We start from the raw sequence: 23,032 nt of genomic DNA on the forward strand, positions 1-23,032 counted from the left end.
GGTCCTTTTTCATGTCTCCCGCCAAGCCCGGGAACCGGGCGGCACGCTGCGGAGTCCTCAAGGTCGAGAAGGCGTCGCGGCAGCCGACCGTCCGAGGCAGGAGATCGTATGAGCGGCTATGCTGCGGCAGACGGCGCGCACACGTGTACGCGACACGCCGCTTTGGGGCGGTAGCTCAGCCGGTTAGAGCAGCGGACTCATAATCCGTCGGCCGTGGGTTCGAGTCCCACCCGCCCCACTCGAGCGCCTGGGCGCAGGAACGTTCTCACCTGCGCGTGAGGGCCGGGAAGTCCCGGCCCTCACCTACCACCGCTTCAGTCCTTCCGGGTCCGGGTCACTCAGGTCAGAGAAGGACCCATTTCTGGTTGGCCCCGGTGTGGCAGGTCCACAGGTGGACCGGGGTGCCGTCGTTCCAGGTGCCGCCCGAGGCGTCCAGGCACTTGCCGGACTGCGGGTTGCGGACCGTGCCGTCCGACTGCGGCGCCCACTTCTGGGCTCCGGAGCCGTTGCACGTCCACAGCTGGATCTTCGTGCCGTCCGCGGTGCCGCCGCCCGAGACGTCCAGGCACTTGCCCAGCGCGGTCACCGTGCCGTCGTCCGCGCGCGTCCATCGCTGCGCGCCGGTGCCGTTGCAGGTCCAGAGCTGGATCTTCGTGCCGTCCGCCGTCATGGAGTTGTCGACGTCCAGGCATTTGCCGCCCACGCCCTTCACCTCCCCGGTGCGGGGGCCGGGCTGTTGTCCGCCGTCGCGCTTGATACGGATGTTGCGGAAGGACACCTCGTCGCCGGCCCCGTGGTTCTGGAGGCCGATGTGGCCCTGGCGCAGGCTGCGGGCCGGGTCGGTGTTGGTGAAGTCGTTGATCTTCCGGCCGTTGAGGAAGATCTCCAGCCGTTCCCCGGTGACGCGCAGTTCGTAGGTGTTCCACTCTCCCGGAGGGTTGAGCGCCGCGTCCCGGGCGGCGATGTCGGCGGACCGGAAGCCGTAGACGGACCCGGTGGTGCGGTCGGGGGAGTCCGTCGCGTCGATCTGGATCTCGTAGCCGTTGTTCACCGCGGTCCACGGGTCGTCGGAGGCGGGGAAGCCGAGGAAGACGCCCGAGTTGTCGTCCCCGGCCGCCCTCCAGTCGAGCTTGAGGGAGTAGTCGCCCGTGAACTCCTGGGCGGAGTACCAGAGCATGCCCATGCCGCCCTCCGAGGTGAGGGTGGAGTCGGCCAGGGTGAACCCGCCGGGACCGGCCTGCCGCCAGCCGGTGGTGGACGAGCCGTCGAAGAGCGGTGTGTAGCCGGTCTCGGGCCTGCAGTCGGCGTCGGTCAGGCCGGCCGCCCAGCGGATTCCGCCGAGGAGGTGGCGGTTGAAGGCGGGGTCGGCGAACGACTCGTCGGTGTGGCCGCCGCCGGTGTAGAAGGCGCGGCCGCCCCGGTAGTCCTTGCACCAGGAGATCGGGTGGTCGCCCGCCATGTTGCCGCCCGAGTAGCTGGACTCGTCGAGCGAGGCGAGGACGTGGGCGGTGGTGCGGGGGTTGGTGCGGTAGTTGTACCACTCGTCGGTGCGCTGCCAGGTGCGGCCGAGGTGGGCGGTGGCGTCGTGCGCGCGGTCCTCCACCCTGACGGTGGCGGACTGGACGGCGGGGTGGGAGTGGAAGAGGGCCCCGGCCAGACCGTCGTAGAAGGGCCAGTCGTACTCGGTGTCGGCGGCGGCGTGGATGCCGACGTAGCCGCCGCCGCCCTGGATGTACTGCTCGAAGGCGGTCTGCTGGGTGCCGTCGAGGACGTCGCCGGTCGTCGACAGGAAGACGACGGCGCGGTACTGGCCGAGGTTGCCGGAGGTGAAGGCGCCGGCGTCCTCGGTCGCGTCGACGGTGAAGTTGTGGGCCGTGCCCAGGTCGCGCAGGGCGGCGAGGCCGTCGTCGATCGAGGAGTGCCGGAAGCCGGCGGTCTTGGAGAAGACGAGGATCTTGTAGGCGGGGTCGGCCGCCGTGCGGGGCGGGGCGGTGACGGACGTGGTCACCGGTGCGGGCCGGTCGGGTGCGGACTGTCCCGGGGCGGGCTGTGCCGCGGCCTGCGGGGCCAGCGCGAGCGTGGCGCCGGCGACGAGGCCGAGGAGCGCTTTGAGAGGGGTACGCATGGGGGGTCGCCTCCTTTCCACGGTTACGGAAGGGTCCACTTCTGGTTGGTTCCGGTGTGGCAGGTCCAGAGGTGGACGGGGGTGCCGTCGTTCCAGGTGCCGCCCGAGGCGTCCAGGCACTTGGCGGACTGCGGGTTGCGGACCGTGCCGTCCGACTGCGGCGCCCACTTCTGCGAGCCGGTGCCGTTGCAGGTCCACAGCTGGATCCTGGTGCCGTCGGCGGTGCCGCCGGCCGAGACGTCCAGGCACTTGCCCAGGGCCCGCAGAGCGCCGTCCGCGGAGCGCGTCCACTGCTGCGCGGCGGTGCCGTTGCAGGTCCACAGCTGGATCTTCGTGCCGTCCGCGGTGCCGCCGCCGTCCACGTCGAGGCACTTGCCGCCCACGCCCTTCACCGGTCCCGCTCCCGACGCGGGGCCGGACGTGGTGAAGGAGAACTCGTCGACGTCGAAGAGGGAACCGGCGCCGCCCTTGAAGACGAGGTACAGCGCGGTGGACGCGGCCGGCCCGCCGCTGACCGGGGCGGTGACGTCCTGGAAGGTCTCCCAGTCGCCGGTGACGGGGACGGTCGCCGTGCCGAGCAGGGTGCCGGTGGCGGAGCCGGCCCGCACCTCGATCGTGCCGCCCGCTCCCGCCGAGGAGACCCGGGCGGTGAACCGGGTCACGTTGTCGAGCGCGTAGGGCGTGAAGGAGATCCAGTCGCCGTTCTCGATGTAGCCGACGGTCCTGCCGCCGTGCGCCTGGGCGTGGGTGACCACCTGGACGCCGGACGAGGCGCCGTAGTGCTCGCCCTGCCGGTGCGAGGGCTGGGTGATGTGCTGGTCGTGGGTGGTCAGCGCGGGCTGGCCGTTCGCGCCCTTGTCGGTGTACTCGGCGTCGACGACGCCGAAGATGTTCGCGTTGGGGTCGTGCTCTCCGTCGGCGAGGGTCTGCAGGGTGCCGGTGCATCCGGTGGTCGAGGTCTGCGGGTGGCCGTGGCTGTCGTGCCCGATCACGAAGGTGACCTTGACCTTGGAGCAGTCGACGGTGCCGTCCTCGGGGTCGGAGACCGACACCCTGAAGGGGATCGCGTCCCCGAAGTCGTGGACGCGGCCGTCGAGGGGCAGTTCGAGCCGCACGGTGGGGGCCGTGTTGCCGACCGTGACCTGCACCGAGGCGGTGGCGGACTTGCCGGTGGGGTCGGTCACCTTCAGCGTGGCCGTGTACTGGCCGTTCGCCGTGTAGGTGTGCGAGGGGTTGGCGGCGGTGGAGCCGGTGCCGTCGCCGAAGGTCCAGGCGTGGGTGAGCGCTCCGCCCTCCGGGTCCGCGCTGCCGCCCGAGTCGAAGGAGACGGTCAGCGGCGCGCCGCCGGAGGTGACGTTCGCCTTCGCCTGCGCGGTCGGTGCCAGGCCGTCGGTGACGTGCTCGATGCGGTAGAGGGCCGAGTTCTGGTCGCCGCTGAAGTAGCCGGTGCCGTAGTCGAGGACGTACAGGGCGCCGTCCGGGCCGAACGCCATGTCCATCACCTGGGTGCCGCTCCAGGGGAAGGCGTTGATGGACTGCACGGTGCCGGAGCCGTCGGCCGCGACGCGCTTGATCCAGCGGCGGCCGAACTCGCCGGCGAAGTAGTGGCCGTCGTACTCCTGCGGGAACTTCACCTGCGAGGTGGAGGCGGCGTCGTAGCGGTAGACCGGGCCGCCCATCGGGGATTCCGAGCCGCCCCCGAACTCGGGTACCGAGCCGCCGTCGTAGGGGATCCAGGCGGGCTGGGCGGGGGGCAGCTCGGTGAGGCCGGTGTTGCGCGGTGAGGTGTTCCGGGGAGCGGCGCAGTCGAACCGGGCGCCGGAGGAGCCGGTGGCGAAGTCGTAGTCCACGTAGGCGTCGTTCTTACCGGTGCAATACGGCCAGCCGTAGTTGCCCGCCTTGGTGATCCGGTTGAACTCCACCTGGCCGGCGGGGCCGCGGGTGGGGCTGGCGCTGCCGGCGTCGGGGCCGTAGTCGCCGAGGTAGACGATGCCCGTGGCCTTGTCGACGCTCATCCGGAACGGGTTGCGGAAGCCCATCGCGTAGATCTCGGGGCGGGTCTTCGCGGTGCCGGCGGGGAAGAGGTTGCCGGACGGGACCGTGTAGGAGCCGTCGGCGCCGACCTTGATCCTGAGGACCTTGCCGCGCAGGTCGTTGGTGTTGCCCGCGGAGCGCTGGGCGTCGTACGCGGGGTTGCGGGAGGCGCGCTCGTCGATGGGGGTGTAGCTGTCCGAGGCGAACGGGTTGGTGTCGTCGCCCGTCGAGAGGTAGAGGTTGCCGGCCGCGTCGAAGTCGATGTCGCCGCCCACGTGGCAGCAGGTGCCGCGCGAGGCCGGCACGTCGAGGATCTTCTTCTCGCTGCCGAGGTCCAAGGTGCCATCCGTCTTGAGGACGAACCTGGACAGGCGGTTGACCCCGTCGAACGGGGCGAAGTCGGCCGCCGTGCCGTCGCCCGGGGCGTCTCCGGCCGGGGTGCCGAGCTTCGGCGCGTAGTAGAGGAAGACGTGCCGGTTGGCGGTGAAGCCGGGGTCCACGGCGACGCCCTGGAGGCCCTCCTCGTCGTGGCTGTAGACGTCGAGCTTTCCGGCGACGGACGTGGTGCCCGCCGCGTTCGTCAGCCGCAGCGTCCCGTCGCGGGACGTGTGCAGCACGGAGCGGTCGGGCAGCACGGCCAGCGTCATCGGTTCGCCCGTTTCGGCCACGCCCTTGGCCAGCGTGACCTGCTGGAACACGGGATCGGCGGCCGCCGGGGCGGGCTCGTCGCGGGGGGCGGGCGCGGCGGTGGCCGACGACACCGGGAGAAGGCAGCCGACGGTGCACGCCAGCGCGGTCAGGAGCAATCGGACGCGCTTGTGTCTGAGCGTTCTCATGCGCACGGAAGTTCTCCCGGGGTGAGAGGAGTAGGCGGCAGCCTCGTCGGGCTGCCGGTCGTGCCGACAGGCGTGCGCCGTCACGCCGTGGGGGAGCCGAGCCGGTCCGTGAGACATGACCGGTTCATTTCAAGGAAGCTAGCGGTCTTCTGTGGGGCCCGGAAGCCGGTCGGCGGAAGTTCTCGCTACTTTTTCTTTGGCCGGGACAAAGCGTGGACGGGTGCGGGTGAAGTCTCTACTGTGTCCGACGCTGCGGTACGGACCTGGTGCACTCTCCGCCCGTCAGCGCCCTCCGTGACCGGGGTGACGGCGCGCCCCGCCAGCGGTGGATCCCTCACTTGCCCGAGCGAGCCCCTGCCTTGAGGGGTCGTCAGGAGGTCACGTGTATCCACGGCTGTATCCCCGCCGACCGGGCAGACGCCTGGCCGGAACGCTCATCGGCTCCTTATTGGCCATCGGCCTGACGGCGACGCCGGCCCCCGCGGACCCACCCGCCCCCGCCGAGGCCGCCGCGGCCGAGGCCCTCCCCCCGCAGGAACCGGGGGTCACGCTGCGGACCTTCGACACGCAGGTGCCGCTCAACGACATCTGCACGCTGAAGCCGGGCCAGACCCCCAACGTCGACAAGCTCATGCCGGTGATCGACTGGTCGGCGCCCGCCGACTTCGGGCTGGAGAGCAACTTCGTCACCCACGTCCTCGGCAATCTGCACGCCCCCGGCGCCGGCAGCTACACCCTCCGCCTCACCAGCGACGACGGCTCACGTCTCTGGATCGACGACAGACTCGTCATCGACCACGGCGGACTGCACGGGCCGGAGTCCAAGGACGCCACCGTCGAGCTGACGGCGGGGCCCCACGCGCTGCGCGTCGAGCACTTCGAGCGGGGCGGCGGCGAGCAGCTGACACTGGCCTGGAGACCGCCCGGCGCCGCCGCCTTCGCCGTCGTACCGAACACCGCCCTCAGCACGGACGCCGACGTCGTACGGGTGACGGCCCCGGGCCGCAAGGAATGCGAGACCGGTGCCGACTCGCCCGGCGACGGCCTGCCGCTGACCGGGGTGCACCCCGACTACACGCTCACCGACCTCCGGCCGCCGGGCTTCGAACCGCAGGTCTCGGCCATGGACTGGCTGCCCGACGGGCGCCTGGCCGTCACCACCTGGGGCGGCAGCAACAACACCACCGGCGAGGTCTACCTGCTGGACAACGTCACCGGGGACACCGGCCCGGACGAGGTGACGGTCAAGAAGATCGCCTCGGGGCTCAAGGAGCCCATGGGCATCAAGCACGTCGACGGCAAGCTCTACGTCTCCCAGAAGCACGAACTGACGGAGCTGAACGACACCGACGGCGACGAGGTCACCGACCAGTACCGGCGGGTCGCGACCTGGCCCTTCGGCGGCAACTTCCACGAGTTCGCCTTCGGGCTGCTGTACAAGGACGGGTTCTTCTACCTGAACCTGTCGGTCTCCATCAACTACGGCGGCGCGACCACGGATCCGCAGCCGGCGCAGAACCGCGGCACCACCATCAAGGTGAACAGGCAGACCGGCGAGGTCTCCTACGTCGCCGGCGGACTGCGCACGCCGAACGGCATCGGGTGGGGACCCGAGGGCGGCATCTTCGTCACCGACAACCAGGGCGGCTGGCTCCCCTCCTCGAAGCTGGTGCACATCAAGCAGGGCCGGTTCTTCAACCACTACACCAACCCCGACGGGCCCTTCGACGCGCAGCCCGTGACCCGGCCGGTGCTCTGGCTGCCGCAGAACGAGATCGCCAACTCGCCGAGCACACCGCTGCAGTTGACCGAGGGACCGTTCGCCGGGCAGATGCTCTTCGGGGACGTGACCTACGGCGGCGTGCAGCGCGGCTTCCTGGAGAAGGTCGGCGGCGAGTACCAGGGCGCCGTCTTCCGGCTCACCCAGGGGCTGGAGGCCGGCGTGACCCGGATCAGCATCGGGCCGGACGGCGCGCTGTACGCCGGCGGGCTCGGGGCCGGCGGCAACTGGGGCCAGGAGGGCAAGCTCAGCCACGGCCTGCAGAAGCTGGCGCCGAACGGCACCGACGCCTTCGACATCCGCGCCATGCGCGCGGTACCCGGCGGCTTCGCGCTTGAGTACACGCAGCCGCTCTCGGCCGACACGGCCCGGGACCTCGCCCAGCACTACAGGATCAAGCAGTGGCGGTACGCGCCGACCGCCGACTACGGCGGCCCGAAGATCGACGAGGAGACCCTGACCGCGCAGTCCGCCACCCTCTCCGGCGACGGCAGGACGGTCACCCTCGCGATCCCCGGCCTCAAGGCGGACCGGGTGGTCCACGTCCGTTCGCCCCGCCCCTTCAGCTCGGCCGGCGGCGAGACCCTGTGGAGCACCGAGGCGTGGTACACGCTCAACCGGCTGCCCGGCGGGGGAACCCCCGGGCCGGGCGAGGTGAAGGGCGTGGGCGGCAAGTGCCTGGACGTCGACAACTCCATGACGGCGGACGGCACGAAGGTCCAGCTCTGGACCTGCAACGGCACCGGCGCGCAGCAGTGGACGCGCGCGGACGACGGCACGCTGCGGGCGCTGGGCAAGTGCCTGGACGTGTCCAACGGCGGCACCGCCGACGGCACCAGGATCCAGCTGTGGACGTGCAACGGCACCGGCTCGCAGAAGTGGGCGCCGCAGTCGGACGGCACGGTCCGCAACCCGCAGTCCGCCAAGTGCCTGGACGCCTCGGGCGGCACCTGGAACGACGGCACCCCGGTCCACCTGTGGACCTGCCACACCGGCACCAACCAGAAGTGGTTCCTCCCGTAGGGGCCGGGCGGCGTTCCACGCCGTGAGCCGGCGCGCGCGGCCACGTCCCTCCGTGGCCGCGCGCGTCGTCGTCCTCCCGACTCCGGCCGCGCGGCGCGTGCCCCGACCGGTGGCGGGCCCCGGTCAGTGCCCGAGCCGGGCCAGTGCCGCGCGCAGCGCCGACCGGACCTCCCGCGGTGGCGGCGGGCCGTCGGTCTCCGTGCCCGCGGTGACGGCGGCCGCGACGTCGCGGAGCTTGGTGTTGGACAGCTGGGACGCCTCGCGCAGGATCTCCCACGCCTCGTCCGAGGTGCAGGAGTGCAGCGCCATCAGCACGCCCCGCGCCTGGTCGATGACCGGCCGGGAGGCGATCGCCCGGCGCAGCTGCTCCACCTCCTCCTCCAGGACGTGCAACCGCTCGGCGCCGGGCTCGGACAGCCGCGGGGCGGTGGTGCGCAGGGGATCGGCCGTGTCCAGACCGGCCAGCTCCAGGACCCGCACCGGCTGGCCCCGCCAGTTCGCCGTCGTCACCGGCACGGTCTCCCGGTGGCTGTATCCGCCCAGCAGGTCGAGGAAGCGCAGGCCCCCCGGGTCCATGAACTCCACGTCGCCCATGTCCAGATCGACGCGCTCGACGCCGGCCAGCGCGGCCAGCGCCTCGGCCAGGATCTCCGTGCACCCGTGGACCAGTTGCCCGCGCGCGACGAGCAGCGCCCGTCCCCCGGCCACCGTGCCGTCGATCGCCAGGAAGGCGGGGTGCCCCGCCAGACGTGGAGGTACCGCCCGGGTCATGTCACCGCCCTGTCCGTCCCTGCCGGTCCCCACCGGCCCCCGCGGACGTACTCAACGTCGCTCCGTCCCCTTCGTCGTGGCGCCTGCCCGCCGTACGCCGGACTACACCCGGCCCCGGGGAGTGGGCGGCCCACGGGCGGGTAAAGGCAGTGCCGGTCCGTGCCCCGGCGCACGCCTCGCGCGCGGTCACAGCGCCGACCACCAGGTCACCGTCGTGCCGTCCGCCCCGGTGTTCGCGTCCTGGGTGTCCTGCCCGCCCTCCCCGTCGTCGAAGACCGTCAGCCGTACGCCGTCCCGGCCCCCGTCCGCGGCCCCGGCGCCGGCGTCGACGGTGACCTCGACGCGGGAGACGGAGGCGCGGGCCGTCGCCTCGGCCAGGGCGCGGCGCAGGACGGTGAGCAGTGGTCCGGCCACCCGGTCCGGGACGCGGGTGTCGACCGCGCCCCGGAACCGGGTCGACGGAGCGAAGCCCAGCCGGGCGGCGGCGGACGCGGTCTCGCGCAGGACCAGGCCGCGCAGCCCCGTCGGCGGATCGGCCGGCGGCTGCTGGAGCGCGAAGATCGCCGTGCGGACCTCCTGCACCGTGGACCGCAGTTCGTCCGCCGCCCGCGCCAGGATGCCGCGCACGTCCCGCGCGCCCTCGCGGCGCTGCGTCGACTCCAGCATCATCCCGGTCGCGAACAGCCGCTGCACCACCAGGTCGTGCAGGTCCCGCGCGATGCGGTCGCGGTCCTCGTACACCGCGAGCCGCTCCCGCCCGCGCCGGGCGTCGGCCAGGACGAGGGCGAGCGCGGCCTGCGAGGCGAACTGGGTGGCGAGCAGCCGCTCCAGGTCCGTGTACTGGCGTTCCCCCCGCCTGCGCGGCAGGGCGAGGGTGCCGATCAGGCGGCCGTTCGCCTGGAGCGGCAGCATCATGCTCGGCCCGAACCGGTGCCGCACGCGCGTCGTCATCCGCGGATCGGTCGCCGAGTCGGTGAGGAAGACCGGCTCCCCGCCGAGCAGCTGCTCCAGGACCGGGCTGCCCGGCGCGATGGTGGCGCCGACGATGCCGCCCGGGTCGTCCGGCGTGGAGGCGGTCACGATCTCCATGCCGCCCTCGGCGGTGGGGTGGAGGATGACGCCCGCGGAGGCGTCCGCGAGCAGCCGGGCCCGTTCGGCGACCGTCGTCAGCGCGTCGCCGGCGCCCTCCTCGGTGAGCAGCGCGGTGGTGACGGCCGCCGCGCCCTCGATCCAGCGCTCGCGCTGCCGCGCCGTCTCGTACAGGCGGGCGTTGCCGATCGAGATGCCGGCCTGCGTCGCCAGCACCCGCAGCAGTTGCTCGTCCTCCGCCGTGAACGGTTCGTCCCCGGGCCGTCCCGCCAGCCGCAGCTCGCCGAACGCCTCGTCGCGCACGTCGATCGGCACCCGCAGCCGGGGCGCCGTCGCGTCGGCGGGGTCCGGGCCCGGGGTGCGGATCTCGGCCAGGCCGTCCCGGCCGGGGTCGAGGACCACGAGGGAGGCGCGGTCGGCGCCGGTCAGTTCGGCGGCGCCGTCCACGAGGTGCTGGAGGGTACCGCGCAGGTCGAGACCGGTGCCGACCTCCAGGACGGCTTCGAGGAGGCGGGTGAGGCGGGGCGCGGGCTGGGCGGTCATTCCGTCCGGCTTCCTCGGGGTGCCAGGCCGCCTCGGCGGCGGGTCAGTCGGACGCGGTCGGCTGGAGCGAGATCGGCTCCACCCGGCCCTCCAGCATGCTGCCGAGGCCCTGGACCGCGCAGACGTCGGGCCGTTCCGCGATGTGCACCGGCATGCCGGTGGCCTGACGGAGCATCTGGTCGAAGCCGGGCAGCAGCGCGCTGCCGCCGACCATCATGATCCCGCGGTCGGCGAGGTCGGCCACAAGATCGGGCGGGCAGTCCCGCAGCACCCGGCCGATCCCGTCGAGCACGGCGGTCAGCGGCGTCTGGATGGCGTTGCGCACCGACGCGGTGTCGACCCGTACCGAGCGCGCGAGGCCGGTCGCCACGTCCCGCCCGTGGATCTCGGTGGACGCGGGTCCCTGCGGGGTCAGCCCGTTGCCGGACAGGGTCAGCTGCAGCGGCCGTACCGACTGGCTGGGCAGCACCAGCTCGTGCTGGTGGCGCAGGAGCTGCACGATCGCGTGGTCCACGGCCTCGCCGCCGACCGGGATGCGGGCGGCGGTCACGATCGAGCCCAGGGAGAGGACCGCGACCTGGGTGGCGTGCGCCCCGCAGACCATGATCATGGTCGCCTCGGGCTGCTCCACGGGCAGTCCGCAGCCGACCGCCGCGGCGATCAGCGTGTCGACCAGCTCCACGCGGCGCGCGCCCAGGCCGACCAGCGTCTCGATCGCCGCCCGCTGCGCCAGCGGATCCGCGTCGTGCGGGGTGCAGGCCGCCGCGCGCAGCCGGGGCTTGCGGCGCAGGGCGCGGCGGATCTTGTCGCCGAGCAGGTGCCGGAGCATGCGCTGGGCCATCTCGATGTCGACGACCGTGCCGCCCGAGACGGGCCGTACGACCCGGATGTAGCCGGGCGTGCGGCCGGTCATCTTCTCCGCGAACTCCCCGACCGCGATGAGCGCGCCGGTGCGGGTGTTGACCGCGGCCGCGGACGGCTGGTCGACGACGAGTCCGGCACCCTTCACGTACACGCGGGTCCGTGCCGCGCCCAGGTCGACGGCGAAATGGCAGCGGCGCAGCTGCTCCAGACTGGCGGTACTGGCGGTCATGGCGGATCCTCCCGAGAGCGCGACCGTACGGCCGCCCGGTGGGCGGCCTTGCTGGCATCGTGCGCGGGAGCGGGGGAGTGCGCCTGTTGAAGGGGGCCGGGCGGGGGGCCGCCGAACGGGGGGTCTTCGGCGGTCCCGCCCCGTTCGGCTGTCCGGCCCCGCCGAGCGGGGCCGGAGATGCAGCCGGACGGCCGCGACGGCCCGCCGAGCCGGCGGCCGACCGTGTCGACATCCGTCGGGCCCGGTCCCGCGGCCCTCCCGGAGCGCGGCGGGGAACCGGCCGGCCGGCTCGGGCGACCATCTCGCGCGGATGGGTCGCCCGGCTCCGCACGGCCCGATCTCTTCCTCGGCCCGCCGGTCGACCGGCGGTGGCCACACCCGTGTTACGGGGTGCTCGTACCGGCGGAGGGCCCAGCCGGGCCGGTCTCGACGCGGCGGCGGACCGCCCCCGCGGGCGGTGGCCCGCCTGGCGGAAAGCCGCCAGGGCGCCAACCCGCCACGGTCGGTCAACTCCCCCGCAACACAAGCACCCTGAGACTGCTCGGAGCACTCTTCACAGCACTCTACGACGACGCGAAGTGAGGCGTGGATGAGCAGAGGACCAGCCGGACGCGGGACGGCCCTGACGGCGGCGGCGCTCGTGATCGCACTGCTGCCGGCCGGCACCGCGGCGGCACAGGACCCGCCCCCGGAGCCGGCGCACCCCCCGGCGGCCGCCCGAGCCGCGGCGGCCCGCACCGTCACCCTCGTCACCGGGGACCGGGTGACCGTCACCGAGCTGGGCGGCGGGCGGCGGACCGTCACGGTCGAGCGGCCCGAGGGCGCCGCCGGCGCCGTGCACACCCGCCGGTCGAACGGCCGGACCACCGTCGTGCCCGACGAGGCACTGCCGTACCTGCGCGCCGGGCGCCTCGACGAGCGGCTCTTCGACGTGGAGGAGTTGCTGGAGCAGGGCCTCGCCGACACGGAGACCGGCGCGCTGCCGCTGATCGTGACCCACGCCAAGGGCGCGCGGTCGGCCACCCCGCGGGGGACCGAGCGGACCCGGAAGCTGCCCAGCGTGCGCGGGGCGGCGGTCGAGGCCGTCAAGGGCCGTGATTTCTGGCGGGAGTTCACCCGTGGCGCCGGCATTGGGAAGGTGTGGCTCGACGGGCGGGTCACCGCGGCCATGGCCGAGTCCAACGCGCAGATCGGCACCCCCGAGGCGTGGCAGGCCGGGCTGACCGGAAAGGGCGTCACCGTCGCCGTGCTGGACAGCGGCGTGGACGCGGGCCATCCCGACCTGGCCGGCCGCATAGCCGAGAGCCGCAGCTTCATCGCGGGCGAGGAGGTCGCCGACCGCAACGGGCACGGCACCCACGTCGCCTCCACCGTCGGCGGCAGCGGCGCGGCCTCCGACGGCCGGGAGAAGGGGGTGGCGCCGGGCGCGTCGCTCGCGGTCGGCAAGGTCCTGAACGACTCCGGGTCGGGCAGCGAGTCGGAGATCATCGCCGGGATGGAGTGGGCCGCCCGGGACGTGGACGCCGACGTCGTCTCCATGAGCCTCGGCTCCACCGAGCCCAGCGACGGCACCGACCCGATGGCCGAGGCCGTCAACACCCTCTCCCGCGAGACGGGCGCCCTGTTCGTCGTCGCGGCCGGCAACACCGGCGCCCCGTCCTCCATCGGCTCGCCCGGCGCCGCCGACGCCGCGCTGACCGTCGGTGCCGTCGACTCCGCCGACCAGGCGGCCTGGTTCACCAGCGCCGGGCCCCGATACGGCGACCAGGCGCTCAAGCCCGACCTGTCCGCGCCGGGCGTGGGCATCCTCGCCGCCCGGTCCCGGCTCACCGAGGGCAGCGGCGACTACACCGCCATGGACGGTACGTCGATGGCGACACCGCACGTCTCCGGCGTGGCCGCCCTGCTCGCCGAGCGGCACCCCGACTGGAGCGGCGCGCGGCTCAAGGACGCGCTGATGTCCACGTCGAAGGGGCTCGACGCCTCCGCGTACCAGCTGGGCGCGGGCCGGGTGAGCGTGCCGGACGCGATCGCGGCGGAGGTGACCGCAACTGGCAGCACCGACCTCGGCTTCCACGCCTGGCCCCACGACGGCGACCAGCCCGTCACCCGTACCGTCACCTACACCAACTCCTCCGCCACGGCGGTCGAGTTGCGGCTGGCGGCGCGGGGCGCCCCCGCCGGTGTCGTCACGCTCGCCGACACCGCCCTCACCGTGCCCGCGCACGGCACCGCCGCCACCACCGTCACCGGCGACGTGTCCAAGGCCCCGCCCGGGACGACGAGCGGGCGGATCGTGGCGTCGGGCGCGAACGGGGAGCCCGTCGCGCACACGGCGTTCGGGCTGGTCAAGGAGGACGAGCGGTACACGCTGACCGTCCGCGTCAAGGACCGTTCCGGTGCCGCGGCCCCGGCCGACCTGGTCGTCCAGCGCCTCGCCGGGGGCGTCGACCCCGTTCCCGCGCACGTCGGCGACTCGGGCACCCTCGAGCTGCGCCTCGCGCCGGGGACGTACAGCCTGACCTCGTTCCTCGACGTCCGCGGCAGCGGCGGCGCCGACTCGCTCGGGCTCGGCTTCCTCGCCGCGCCGGAGGTCGTCCTGGACCGGGACCGCGAGGTCACCCTGGACGGGACGAAGCTGCGGGAGCTGCGCGCGGACGTGTCCAAGGCGACCGAGACACGGCAGTTGCTCATGGAGTACGACCGCAGCGCGGGCGGCGCCGACCTGTTCGGCGCGGTCCAGGTGCCGCTGAAGTACGACAGCGTCTTCGCGGCGCCGACCCGGAAGGTCGCCGAGGGCGGCTTCGAGTACCGGACCGTGTGGCGGCTCGGCAAGCCGCAATTGGCGGTCGAGGGGATCGGCGAGGCCGTCGTGCAGGCCGGCGGCACCCTGACCGACGGGCGCGGCCGGCTGCCGCTGGTGGACGTGGGGGAGGGGCCGTTCCCGGCGGGCGTACGGGGCAAGGCGGTCCTCGCGCGGCTCACCGAAGGCACCGAACCGGCCGCGCTCGCGCAGGCGGCCGAGGACGCGGGCGTGAAGGCGCTGTTCGTCACCGACGACGCGCCCGGCCGGCTGACGGCCTGGTGGGGCACGGACGACAACGCCGACCGGCCGCTCCAGATCGCCACGGTCGACGCGGACGACGCCCGGCGGCTGCGGAAGGCCGGACGGGTCGACATGACCGGCACCCCCGACACGCCCTACGTCTACGACCTGTCCGAGGGGCACCCCGGCGCCGTGCCCGACCGGGACCTCACCTACCGGCCCGGCCGGCACGACCTCGCCGAGCTGCGGACCCGGTACCACGGCGCCGAGGCCGCGAGCGGCGGCGAGTTCCGGTACTCGATCACCGGCACCTTCCCGGTCGGGCTCGGCTTCCGGGAGCGGATCGCCTACCCGGCCGAGCGCACCGAGTACGTGTCCACCGGGCCGGGCCAGCTGTGGCACGAGTCCGTGACCAGCGCCGGGGAGGCGCTGGAAGAGCGCGGCGGGCTGGTGCGGTACCGGGGCGGCGACCGCACCGGGCTGAACTGGTTCAAGCCGGTCTGGCACCCCTACCTCGGCACCGGGCTCGGCTGGGGGCAGGAACGCGCGGGCGACCGGCTCCAGTTCAACGCGCCCGGCTGGGGCGACTCCGGTCCCGACCACACCGGCTTCGGCGACGTGTGGAACGAGGAGAGCGGGATGACGCAGACCACGTCGGTGTACCTGGACGGCGAACTGGTCGACCAGAGCCCGAGTTCGGCTGCCTACGTGGAGGAGGCGCCGGCCGACGAGCGCACCTACCGGCTCGTCACCGACACCGCGCTCGACGCCGGGCGCTGGCCGCTCGCCACCGAGGGGCACGCGGAGTGGACCTTCCGCTCGGCCGCCACGCCGGACGACCGGTGGACCCGCCTCCCCCTGATCAACCTCTCCTTCGACGTCGGCACCGACCTCGCGGGCGAGGTGCGCGGCGGCAGGAAGCTGAGGATCGGGCTCGGCGCGCGGTACGTGGCGGGTGCCGCGGACACCGGCCGCATCGGCGGCGGGCGTCTGGAGGCCTCGTACGACGGCGGAAAGTCCTGGCGGCAGGTGCGGCTGCAGGGCGGCGGCGGTGCCTCCTGGCACGGCACGCTGGACGTGCCGCGCGGTGCCGGCCACCTCTCCCTGCGGGCCTCGGCGCGCGACGACCGGGGCGGCTCGGTCACGCAGGAGATCGTGCGGGCCGTGACCGTGCGCTGACACGCGGACGGCGCCGCCTCCCTGGGACGGGGAGGCGGCGCCGTCGGTTTCTCGGACCGTCAGACCAGCCAGCCGACGAAGTGGACGAGACCGGCGAGGATGTCGGTGAGAAGGTTCATGATCGTGTGGCTCCTTGCGCTGTGCAGTGTGGGACCTACTTGGGACATGTGCGTCAACTACGGTCTGCAGCCCGTCGCTTGCACACCGTAAGTATCGTTGGTCCCTGCAGTCACATGCGCTCTTCAGAGCGACGATCACCTGTTCCAGGGAACAACTGATCGCCTGTTCGGGTCAGTCCCAGCTCGGCCAAGTCCTGCGGACGCAGGCGCAGTTGGTCCGCCGTGGCCTCCACCTCCCCGGGGCCGCGCTTCAGGATCGCCGCCGCGAGTTCCGGCGCGATGACCGAGAAGTAGCTGTCCGGCGTGGCCCAGGTGCGGCCGGGCGCCGCGAGTGCCAGCGCCCCGCCCGAACCGCCCTCCCCGATCACCAGCGTGGTCACCGGCGTGCGCGCCGCGGCCACCGCCCCGAACAGCTCGGCGATCGCCGGTCCCGCCCCCTCCCGTTCGGCCTCCGCGTCGTTGGCCGCGCCCGGCGTGTCCACCAGGGTCAGCACCGGGATGCCGAGCCGCCCGGCGAGCCGGATCAGCCGGGTGGCGGTGCGGTACCCGGCGGGCCTGGTGGCCGCCCCCGTCTGGGCGGCGTACGCGACGGTGCGCCCCGCGTGTTCGCCGAAGCCGCACAGCATGCCGTCCGGGTCGGTGCCGCCGCACCGGTCGCCCGAGAGGGCGGCGCGGTGGGTGAAGTAGGCGTCCAGGTAGGCCCCGGCGCGCGGGCGTCCGGGGGCGCGGGCCCGCCGGACCGCGTCCCAGCCGCTCACCGGAAGGTCCCGTGCGCCCAGCGGCCCGGGCACCGGCGCCGGTCCGTCCCAGCCGGCCGTCAGCAGCCGCAGCCACCGGCCCAGCGTGGAGCGCAGCTCGCCGGCCGGCACGACCGCGTCCGCGCTGCCCGCCGCCACCTGCGCCTCGGCCGTGTACGCCGCCGGATCGGCGTCCGGCGGCCGGACCCGCGAACCGGCGAAGCCGACCTGGGCGCCGGGCAGCGCGAGGACCACGTCGGCGCCCGCCCCGAGGGTCGCCCAGCCGCCGCCGGTCGCCGGGTCCCGCACCACGGCGACCTGCGCCAGCCCCGCCTCCCGGGTGAGCGCCGACTCCCGTGCCACCCGCTGGAGCTGGGTCAGCGCGAGCATCCCCTCCTGCATCCGGCTGCCGCCGGTGGCGACCAGCGGCACCACCGGCAGCCGGTGCTCACGGGCGTGGGCGTACGCGGCCTCCAGCCGGTCACCGGTGCGCCGGCCCAGCGATCCGCCGAGGAACCCGAACTCGAACGCGAGGAGCACGGCCCGCACGCCGGCCACCCGCCCGGTGCCGCAGACCACCGACTCCTCCTCCCCGGTGCGCTCGGCGGCGCGGGCGCGGGCGGCGTCGTAGCCGGGCCAGCCCAGGGGGCCGTCCGGCGGCGACTGGCCCGCGGGACGGGGGAGTTCGGTGAAGTCGTCGGTGACGAGGGCCAGGAACTCCCGTGCGGACGGGCGGTCAGTCACGGTTCAGCGCCCGCTTCATGATCTTCCCCATGTCGTTGCGGGGCAGCGCGTCGAGGTACCGGACCGCGCGGGGCCGCTTGTGCGGGGCCAGCCGGGCGGCCACGTGACCGGCCAGCGCCTCCAGGGTGGGCGGCGCCCCGGGGTCCGCGGGCACGATCCACGCCACGATCCGCTCCCCGAGGTCCGGGTCGGGCTCGCCGGTCACCGCCGCCTCCCGCACCTGCGGGTGTTCGAGGAGCGCGTTCTCGATCTCACCGGCCCCGATCTTGTAGCCGCCGCTCTTGATCAGGTCGGTGGCCTTGCGGCCGACGATGCGGACGTAGCCGTCGGGGTCGCGCACCGCCATGTCGCCGGTGCGGAAGAAGCCGTCGGGGGTGAAGGCGGCGGCGGTGGCGTCGGGGCGGTTCAGGTACTCGGTGAACAGGTTCGGGCCGCGCACCTGGATCTCGCCCACGCTCTCCCCGTCCCGCTCCCCGACCGGCGTGCCGTCCTCCTCCACCAGCCGCAGCTCCACGCCGGGCAGCGGCACGCCCACCGTGCCGGCGCGCGGCTCGCCGTCCGCCCGCACGCTCGTGTTCATCAGCGTCTCCGTCATGCCGTACCGCTCGATCACCCGCCGGCCGGTCGCGGCGGCGATGCGCTCGTGGTCGTGCACGGGCAGCGCGGCCGACCCCGAGACCAGCAGCCGGGCCCCGGCGAGGGCCTTCGCCAGCTCCGGGTCGCCGGGCAGCGCCTCGGCGATGCGGTGGTACATCGTCGGCACCCCGAAGAGCATGGTCGCGCCGTCGTTCAGCTCCCGGGCCACGCCCTCGGGGGAGAACCTGCCCAGGTGCCGGACGCTCCCGCCGCGCCGCAGCGGGCCGAGGACGCCGAGCACGAGTCCGTGCACGTGGAACAGCGGCAGCCCGTGCACCAGCACGTCGTCGCCGGTCCACCGCCACGCGTCGGCCAGCGCGTCCAGGGTCGACGCGAGCGCGCGCCGGGGGATGACGGCGCCCTTGGGCGGGCCGGTGGTCCCGGAGGTGTAGACGACGAGCGCGGGGTCGCCCTCCGCGGCGCGGTCCTCGGGCACGGGGCCGGCCGCGCGCACGTCGACGTCGACGCGCTCCAGGGCGGCCAGGGCCGGGGGGAGTTCGGCGTCCGGGGGCGCGAGGACGAGCGTCGGCCCGCTGTCGGAGAGGATGTGCGCCAGTTCCCCGTCGCCCGACCTCGGGTTGAGCGGTACGGCGGGGACCCCGGCCAGCAGCGCCGCCACCACGGCGACCGCGGTCTCCATCGCCGGTGTCGCCCACACGGCCACCCGGCGGGCGGTGCCGATCCGTCCGGCCGCGGCGCCCGCGGCGGCGGCGAGTTCCGCGTACGTCAGTGAGCGCTCGCCGAACCGCAGGGCGGGCCGGTCGGCCGGGGCGGGGGAGAGGGCCGGGAAGAGAGAGGACACGCGTCGTACTCCTTAGCTGTTGCTCACGATTGCCGGTCTTCGAAGGGGCCTACCCGAAGCCGGGCACGACCAGTACGAGCCACGCCAGCGCGGGCACCGCGGCCACCACGATCCCGCCGTACACCATCAACTGCCGGAAGAAGCGCTCCCGGTCGACGTCCGGCGCCGCGGCCAGCACCAGCGCGCCGTTGGTCGAGAAGGGGCTGACGTCCACGACCGTCGCGGACACCGCGAGGGCCGCCACCATGCCGGCCGCGCCGATCTCGCCCTGCGCCAGGAAGGGCACCGCCAGCGGGATGAGGGCGCCCATGATGCCCACGGAGGAGGCGAAGGCCGACACGACCGCGCCGATGTAGCAGAGCAGCAGCGCGGCCAGCAGCGGTACGCCGATGCCGCCGACGCCCTCACCGGCCCAGGTGATGGTGCCCATCTCCTCCAGCACGCCGACGTAGGTGAGGACGCCGCAGATCAGCAGGACCGTGGACCAGGCGATCTCGCCGACCGCGCGGCGGCTGTCGTCCGGCCAGGCGGTGCTCAGTACCACCGCGAGGCTGACCGCGGTCAGACCGGCGTCCAGGTCGAAGCCGAGGACGGCCACGACGAGGGCGACCAGGGCGACGAGCGTGGCGGTCCGGGCCGGGGTGAGGCGGGTGGCGCCGCCGACGGAGCCGGCGTCGCGGTCGGGGCGCGTGGCGACGGCGGTGGGGGCGGTGCCGGCGGCCCCGGCGGCGGGGGTGGTGCCGGTGGTGCCGGCGCCCTCGGTGTCCGTGCCGGCCGGGCCGGTCCCGGCGTTCGCGGTCCCGTTGCTCGGGGTCCCGTCCCCCTCCGCGTCACCGTCGCGGCCCGCGGAGTCCTCGCCGTGCACCGGTACCGAGCCCCGCGCCCACAGCTTCCGCCCGCCGAGGACCGTGAACAGCACGGCTGCGATGAGGAGGTTGGCGATCAGCGAGGCGAGGAAGAGGCCGACCTCGCTGCCCGGCAGGTGCTCGCGCTCGACGATGCCGTTGACGATCGAGCCGTAGATGCTGATCGGCGAGAAGCCGCCGGCCTGCGCGCCGTGCACCACCATCGTGCCCATGAGCAGCGGGCTGATCGAGTAGCGGGTGGCGAAACTCAGCGCGATCGGCGCGACGATGGCCACCGCGGCCGGACTCACCGCCCCGATCGCCGTGAGCGCCCCGGTGAGCGCGAACATCACCCAGGGGATCAGCGCGACCCGCCCCCGGACCAGCCGGACGGCCGCGTGCACCAGCCAGTCCGTGGTGCCGTTGGCGCGGGCGATGGCGAACAGGTAGGTGACGCCGACGAGAACGACGAACAGGTCGCCGGGGAAGCCGGCGAAGATGCCGTCCGCGTCGAGGTCGGCGACGAGCGTGCCCACCCCGAAGGCGGCGGCGAAGGCGAGCGCGCCCATGTTGACGGAGCGGGTGGTGGCGATGACGAACACCACGACCAGGACGAGGATCGAGACGAGTTCGGGGGACATGCGGGGGCTCCCGGGTGCTGTCCTGCTGGAGACCTGATGGGGCTGACTGGTCGAGTGGCTGAACCACTGGGCTTGGAAGGGTGCGGTTGGCAGGTCAGCGTGGGCCCCGCCCGGACCGTCGTCAAGGGGTCGCGCAGGAATTGGCTCAGCCACTCGGCCACCGGAGCCCCGGTGCTAGGCTCCCGTCGAGAGGGGGATCCGTGACCGACGCCCTGCGCCCCATGACCAGACAGCGCCTCTACGAGCAGGTGCTGGAGCGGCTGCGCCAGTACGTCACCGAGGGCGGCCTGCGGGCCGGCGACCGCCTCCCGCCCGAACGCGACCTCGCCCAGCGCCTCGGCGTGAGCCGGGCCTCCGTGAAGCAGGCCATCGTGGTTCTGGAGGTCCAGGGCCTGGTGGAGGCGCGGCACGGCGGCGGGACGTATCTGGTCCGCGACAGCCTCGACGTCGAGCCCGTCGAGCGGATGGTCGAGCGCCGGCGGCGCCTGCCGGACGTACTGGAGGCCCGCGAGGCGCTGGAGACGAAGCTCGCCGAACTCGCCGCGGAACGGCGCACGGAGGACGACCTCTCGGCGATGCGGGCCGCGCTGGACGTGATGGCCGAGGAGATCGAGCGGGACGGTCACGGCATCGAGGGGGACCGGCTGTTCCACGGGGCGGTGACGGCGGCGGCCCACAGCAGTCTGCTCGCGGAGTTCATGCGCTCCATCGCCGACCAGATCGCCGAGAGCCGCACCGAGTCCCTGCGCCAGCCCGGCCGGCCCGGCCGTTCCCTGGCCCAGCACCGCGCCATCCTCGACGCGATCACCGCCGGTGAACCCCGGCAGGCGGCCACCGCGATGCGTCGCCACGTGCGCACCGTGGCCAAGGTCCGCCTGCTGGACTGGGACCCGGAGGAGACGCGCTGACGCCTGGCGGCGCGGTGCGGATCCCGGGTCGGCCGTGAGGACGGGGGCCGGTCAGCGGCCGTCCGCCGCCGGCTGTCGGCGGACGCGGTAGCGCAGGTGCAGGACCCGGCGGCCCTGGATCACCGTGTGCGGGTCCTCCAGCAGGTGCTGGGCGTCGACCGAGCCGAAGTACCGCTTGCCGCTGCCGAAGACCACCGGCACGACGTCCATCGCCACCTCGTCCACCAGACCCAGGGCGAAGGCCTGACCGCCCACGTCGCCCGCCGCGATCGCCACGTTGCGCTCCCCGGCCAGCTCCCCGGCCCTGCGGACGGCGTCGGCCACGTCGTCGACGAAATGGAACGGCGCCTCCGGGTGCCAGCCGACGGGCTTCGGCCGGTGCGACACGACGACGACGTGGTCACCGGTCGGCGGCTTGCCCTCCCAGCCGTTGGTCATGTCGAAGACGTGCCGTCCGACCACCAGCGCGCCGACGCCCGCCATCATCGACGAGACGTAGTCGGCCGACTCCTTCGACACCGTGCTGGTGACGACGGTGTCGATCTCCTGGTCGCCGTTGGAGTACCAGTCGAAGAGCGGCCCGACCTGGTCGTCCGCGTCGGCGATGAAGCCGTCGAGGGACACGACGTTGTGCATGACTACGGTGCTCATCGGATCTCCCGGGGTAATGGGGCCTCCCTTTGGGTGTACGGACCGGTCGCGCACGCGAAACTCATCGGCCAGGTCCTCGTGCCGCCTACGAGCAGGAGCACGGTGATGGCGCCCGGCCGGAGCGGCCGTGAAGCCGGCGGCGGGCGGATGCCCGGCAGGCGGTCAGCGGCATCTGTTCAGGGCCAGGAAGTCCATCGTCGGGGACACCGAGGCGGCCACCGTCAGGAGGCGGTGGTGCTGGGGGCGCAGGCCGCGGACGAACAGGGTCCGGCCGCGGTGGCGCGCCGCGGTGCGCTGCTCGTGCAGCAGGTGCAGGGCGGTGGTGTCCATGAAGGGCACCTGGTCCATGGCCCAGGTGACGGTGCGCACGTCGGGCGGCAGGGCGTCGGAGGCGGCGCGCAGGGCGGGTAGGGCCTCGTGGTCGATGTCGCCGTGCGGGAAGATCGCTGCCGTGTACCCCACGACGAAGGTGCTGATGTTCATGGGCGTGTCCCCCTTCCGGGGGTCGGGAGCCCGAAGACGTCACAGCGCACCGCGTTCGGAGGCTGGTCGGCGACGGCGGGTTCCCGTCCGTTCCGGGCCGGAACGACAGACGGTGCCCGTGCCGGGGGACCCCTGGTTCCGAAGGGCGACGGCAGGCTCGTGATCGCGTCGATCGTGTCACGGGACCGGCACCGCCTGCCAGGCGGCCGGACGTGACCTTGCAGATACGGCGGCCCGGAATAAGCGGGCCGGCCCGGCGTCGGCGGACGGCGGCCCGTCGCCGCGGGAGTCCGAAGAGACGCGGGCTAACCGAGGAGCCCCCGGGCGCCGGGCGCCGTACGCTGAAGCAGCCCCCACGTGAACTCCGCGACCACCTCGTGCCGTACGCCGTCCCGGTCGGGGGCGGTGAAGGCCAGGCCCCAGCGGGTCGGCGCCGAGCCCTGGAGCGGGCGGGCGGGGGCGAAGGCGCGGGCCGCCTCGTCGACCGTGCAGGACCAAGGGGCCAGGTCCTCCAGGGTGCGCAGGTCCGGTGGCGCGGCGCCGGGGGCGCGCACCAGCCACTCGTTCCAGACCGCGCCCCCGTCCGCGACGAGCACCTCGAAGCGCAGGTCCGGCCAGAGAGGCAGCGCCCACTGCCGGGCCTCGCACTCCAGGTCGCCGATCCGGCGGGGCGCCGACGACTCCGGCTCGCCGAGGACCGAGCGGTAGCGTGCGGCGGCGGAGCGCGAGCGCGGGGAGCGGAGCATCGCCTGCCAGCGCTTGTTGGCCTCCCGCATCTCGGTGATCGAGGCGCCCAGCTCCCGCCGGGCGTCCTCCACGGGGCCGGGATTGTGGTCGGCCATGCGGCGCAGCAGCACCAGCTGGAAGTCGCGCGGGGTGAAGGGGCCGGCGGGGCGCTGTCCGGTGGGCATGGGAACCATCGTGAACGCCCGCCCATTGCCCCGGCA

At 74.0% G+C, this 23,032-nt stretch carries 14 protein-coding genes and 1 tRNA gene; 4 read left to right on the top strand and 11 right to left on the bottom strand.

Going from position 1 to position 23,032, the window contains the following annotated elements:
• Window positions 1-164 precede the first annotated feature (164 nt).
• Window positions 165-238: transfer RNA gene (locus IE108_RS12805), tRNA-Ile, on the top strand.
• A 105-nt stretch (window positions 239-343) separates the two neighbouring features.
• On the opposite strand, the gene IE108_RS12810 is transcribed toward IE108_RS12805, so the two are convergent.
• Both IE108_RS12810 and IE108_RS12815 read right to left on the bottom strand, forming a co-directional pair.
• Window positions 344-2,125, bottom strand: a complete 1,782-nt coding sequence (locus IE108_RS12810) for a ThuA domain-containing protein (protein WP_064727756.1) — start codon at window positions 2,123-2,125, stop codon at window positions 344-346.
• Between the two features lie 23 nt (window positions 2,126-2,148).
• Complete coding sequence (locus tag IE108_RS12815) at window positions 2,149-4,995, bottom strand: lectin (RefSeq protein ID WP_064727755.1); 2,847 nt, start codon at window positions 4,993-4,995, stop codon at window positions 2,149-2,151.
• Window positions 4,996-5,377: 382 nt separating this feature from the next.
• Here IE108_RS12815 and IE108_RS12820 point away from each other — a divergent pair, with 382 nt between their 5' ends.
• Window positions 5,378-7,798, top strand: a complete 2,421-nt coding sequence (locus IE108_RS12820) for a ricin-type beta-trefoil lectin domain protein (protein ID WP_107420138.1) — start codon at window positions 5,378-5,380, stop codon at window positions 7,796-7,798.
• A 123-nt stretch (window positions 7,799-7,921) separates the two neighbouring features.
• Here IE108_RS12820 and IE108_RS12825 read toward each other — a convergent pair whose 3' ends face one another.
• The 3 genes from IE108_RS12825 to IE108_RS12835 form a co-directional block, all read right to left on the bottom strand.
• Window positions 7,922-8,569: an ANTAR domain-containing protein gene (locus IE108_RS12825; RefSeq protein WP_064727754.1), complete on the bottom strand. Its 648-nt coding sequence runs from the start codon at window positions 8,567-8,569 to the stop codon at window positions 7,922-7,924.
• Window positions 8,570-8,755: 186 nt separating this feature from the next.
• Window positions 8,756-10,201, bottom strand: a complete 1,446-nt coding sequence (locus IE108_RS12830; protein ID WP_064727753.1) for a GAF domain-containing sensor histidine kinase — start codon at window positions 10,199-10,201, stop codon at window positions 8,756-8,758.
• Window positions 10,202-10,244: 43 nt separating this feature from the next.
• Entirely contained in the window at window positions 10,245-11,294 is a 1,050-nt protein-coding gene (locus IE108_RS12835; protein ID WP_064727752.1) for a rod shape-determining protein, read from the bottom strand.
• Window positions 11,295-11,883: 589 nt separating this feature from the next.
• Between IE108_RS12835 and IE108_RS12840 the strand changes: the two genes are divergently transcribed.
• Window positions 11,884-15,519 (top strand): S8 family serine peptidase, encoded by a 3,636-nt coding sequence (locus tag IE108_RS12840; RefSeq protein WP_064727751.1) that lies wholly within the window; start codon window positions 11,884-11,886, stop codon window positions 15,517-15,519.
• Between the two features lie 229 nt (window positions 15,520-15,748).
• On the opposite strand, the gene IE108_RS12845 is transcribed toward IE108_RS12840, so the two are convergent.
• The 3 genes from IE108_RS12845 to IE108_RS12855 are packed head-to-tail and all read right to left on the bottom strand — an operon-like array spanning window position 15,749 to window position 20,043.
• Window positions 15,749-17,119 (bottom strand): carboxyl transferase domain-containing protein, encoded by a 1,371-nt coding sequence (locus tag IE108_RS12845; RefSeq protein ID WP_064727750.1) that lies wholly within the window; start codon window positions 17,117-17,119, stop codon window positions 15,749-15,751.
• Window positions 17,112-18,557, bottom strand: coding sequence for an acyl-CoA synthetase (locus tag IE108_RS12850; protein ID WP_064727749.1), 1,446 nt, complete (start codon window positions 18,555-18,557; stop codon window positions 17,112-17,114). Before IE108_RS12850 ends, IE108_RS12845 begins: the two co-directional genes overlap by 8 nt.
• Before the next feature lie 49 nt (window positions 18,558-18,606).
• Window positions 18,607-20,043 (bottom strand): SLC13 family permease, encoded by a 1,437-nt coding sequence (locus tag IE108_RS12855; protein WP_064727748.1) that lies wholly within the window; start codon window positions 20,041-20,043, stop codon window positions 18,607-18,609.
• 200 nt (window positions 20,044-20,243) lie between these two features.
• On the opposite strand from IE108_RS12855, the gene IE108_RS12860 reads away from it, so the two are divergent.
• On the top strand, window positions 20,244-20,951 hold the full coding sequence (locus IE108_RS12860; RefSeq protein ID WP_064727747.1) for a FadR/GntR family transcriptional regulator: 708 nt from the start codon (window positions 20,244-20,246) through the stop codon (window positions 20,949-20,951).
• Between the two features lie 51 nt (window positions 20,952-21,002).
• Here the strand turns inward: IE108_RS12860 and IE108_RS12865 are convergent, their stop codons facing one another.
• The 3 genes from IE108_RS12865 to IE108_RS12875 form a co-directional block, all read right to left on the bottom strand.
• Window positions 21,003-21,602: a dihydrofolate reductase family protein gene (locus IE108_RS12865; protein ID WP_064727746.1), complete on the bottom strand. Its 600-nt coding sequence runs from the start codon at window positions 21,600-21,602 to the stop codon at window positions 21,003-21,005.
• Window positions 21,603-21,764: 162 nt separating this feature from the next.
• Entirely contained in the window at window positions 21,765-22,085 is a 321-nt protein-coding gene (locus tag IE108_RS12870) for an STAS domain-containing protein (protein WP_064727745.1), read from the bottom strand.
• A gap of 305 nt (window positions 22,086-22,390) precedes the next feature.
• Entirely contained in the window at window positions 22,391-22,996 is a 606-nt protein-coding gene (locus tag IE108_RS12875; protein ID WP_064727744.1) for a hypothetical protein, read from the bottom strand.
• Window positions 22,997-23,032 lie beyond the last annotated feature (36 nt).

The organism is Streptomyces parvulus, from assembly GCF_014648855.1.
Taxonomy (GTDB): Bacteria; Actinomycetota; Actinomycetes; order Streptomycetales; family Streptomycetaceae; genus Streptomyces; species Streptomyces parvulus.

What these genes read in the sequence shown, in the direction of transcription:
- IE108_RS12855 (WP_064727748.1), bottom strand. Translation starts at nt 20,043, where the DNA reads ATGTCCCCCGAACTCGTCTCGATCCTCGTCCTGGTCGTGGTGTTCGTC.
- IE108_RS12810 (WP_064727756.1), bottom strand. Translation starts at nt 2,125, where the DNA reads ATGCGTACCCCTCTCAAAGCGCTCCTCGGCCTCGTCGCCGGCGCCACG.
- IE108_RS12815 (WP_064727755.1), bottom strand. Translation starts at nt 4,995, where the DNA reads ATGAGAACGCTCAGACACAAGCGCGTCCGATTGCTCCTGACCGCGCTG.
- IE108_RS12840 (WP_064727751.1), top strand. Translation starts at nt 11,884, where the DNA reads ATGAGCAGAGGACCAGCCGGACGCGGGACGGCCCTGACGGCGGCGGCG.
- IE108_RS12830 (WP_064727753.1), bottom strand. Translation starts at nt 10,201, where the DNA reads ATGACCGCCCAGCCCGCGCCCCGCCTCACCCGCCTCCTCGAAGCCGTC.
- IE108_RS12835 (WP_064727752.1), bottom strand. Translation starts at nt 11,294, where the DNA reads ATGACCGCCAGTACCGCCAGTCTGGAGCAGCTGCGCCGCTGCCATTTC.
- IE108_RS12865 (WP_064727746.1), bottom strand. Translation starts at nt 21,602, where the DNA reads ATGAGCACCGTAGTCATGCACAACGTCGTGTCCCTCGACGGCTTCATC.
- IE108_RS12875 (WP_064727744.1), bottom strand. Translation starts at nt 22,996, where the DNA reads ATGCCCACCGGACAGCGCCCCGCCGGCCCCTTCACCCCGCGCGACTTC.
- IE108_RS12825 (WP_064727754.1), bottom strand. Translation starts at nt 8,569, where the DNA reads ATGACCCGGGCGGTACCTCCACGTCTGGCGGGGCACCCCGCCTTCCTG.
- IE108_RS12870 (WP_064727745.1), bottom strand. Translation starts at nt 22,085, where the DNA reads ATGAACATCAGCACCTTCGTCGTGGGGTACACGGCAGCGATCTTCCCG.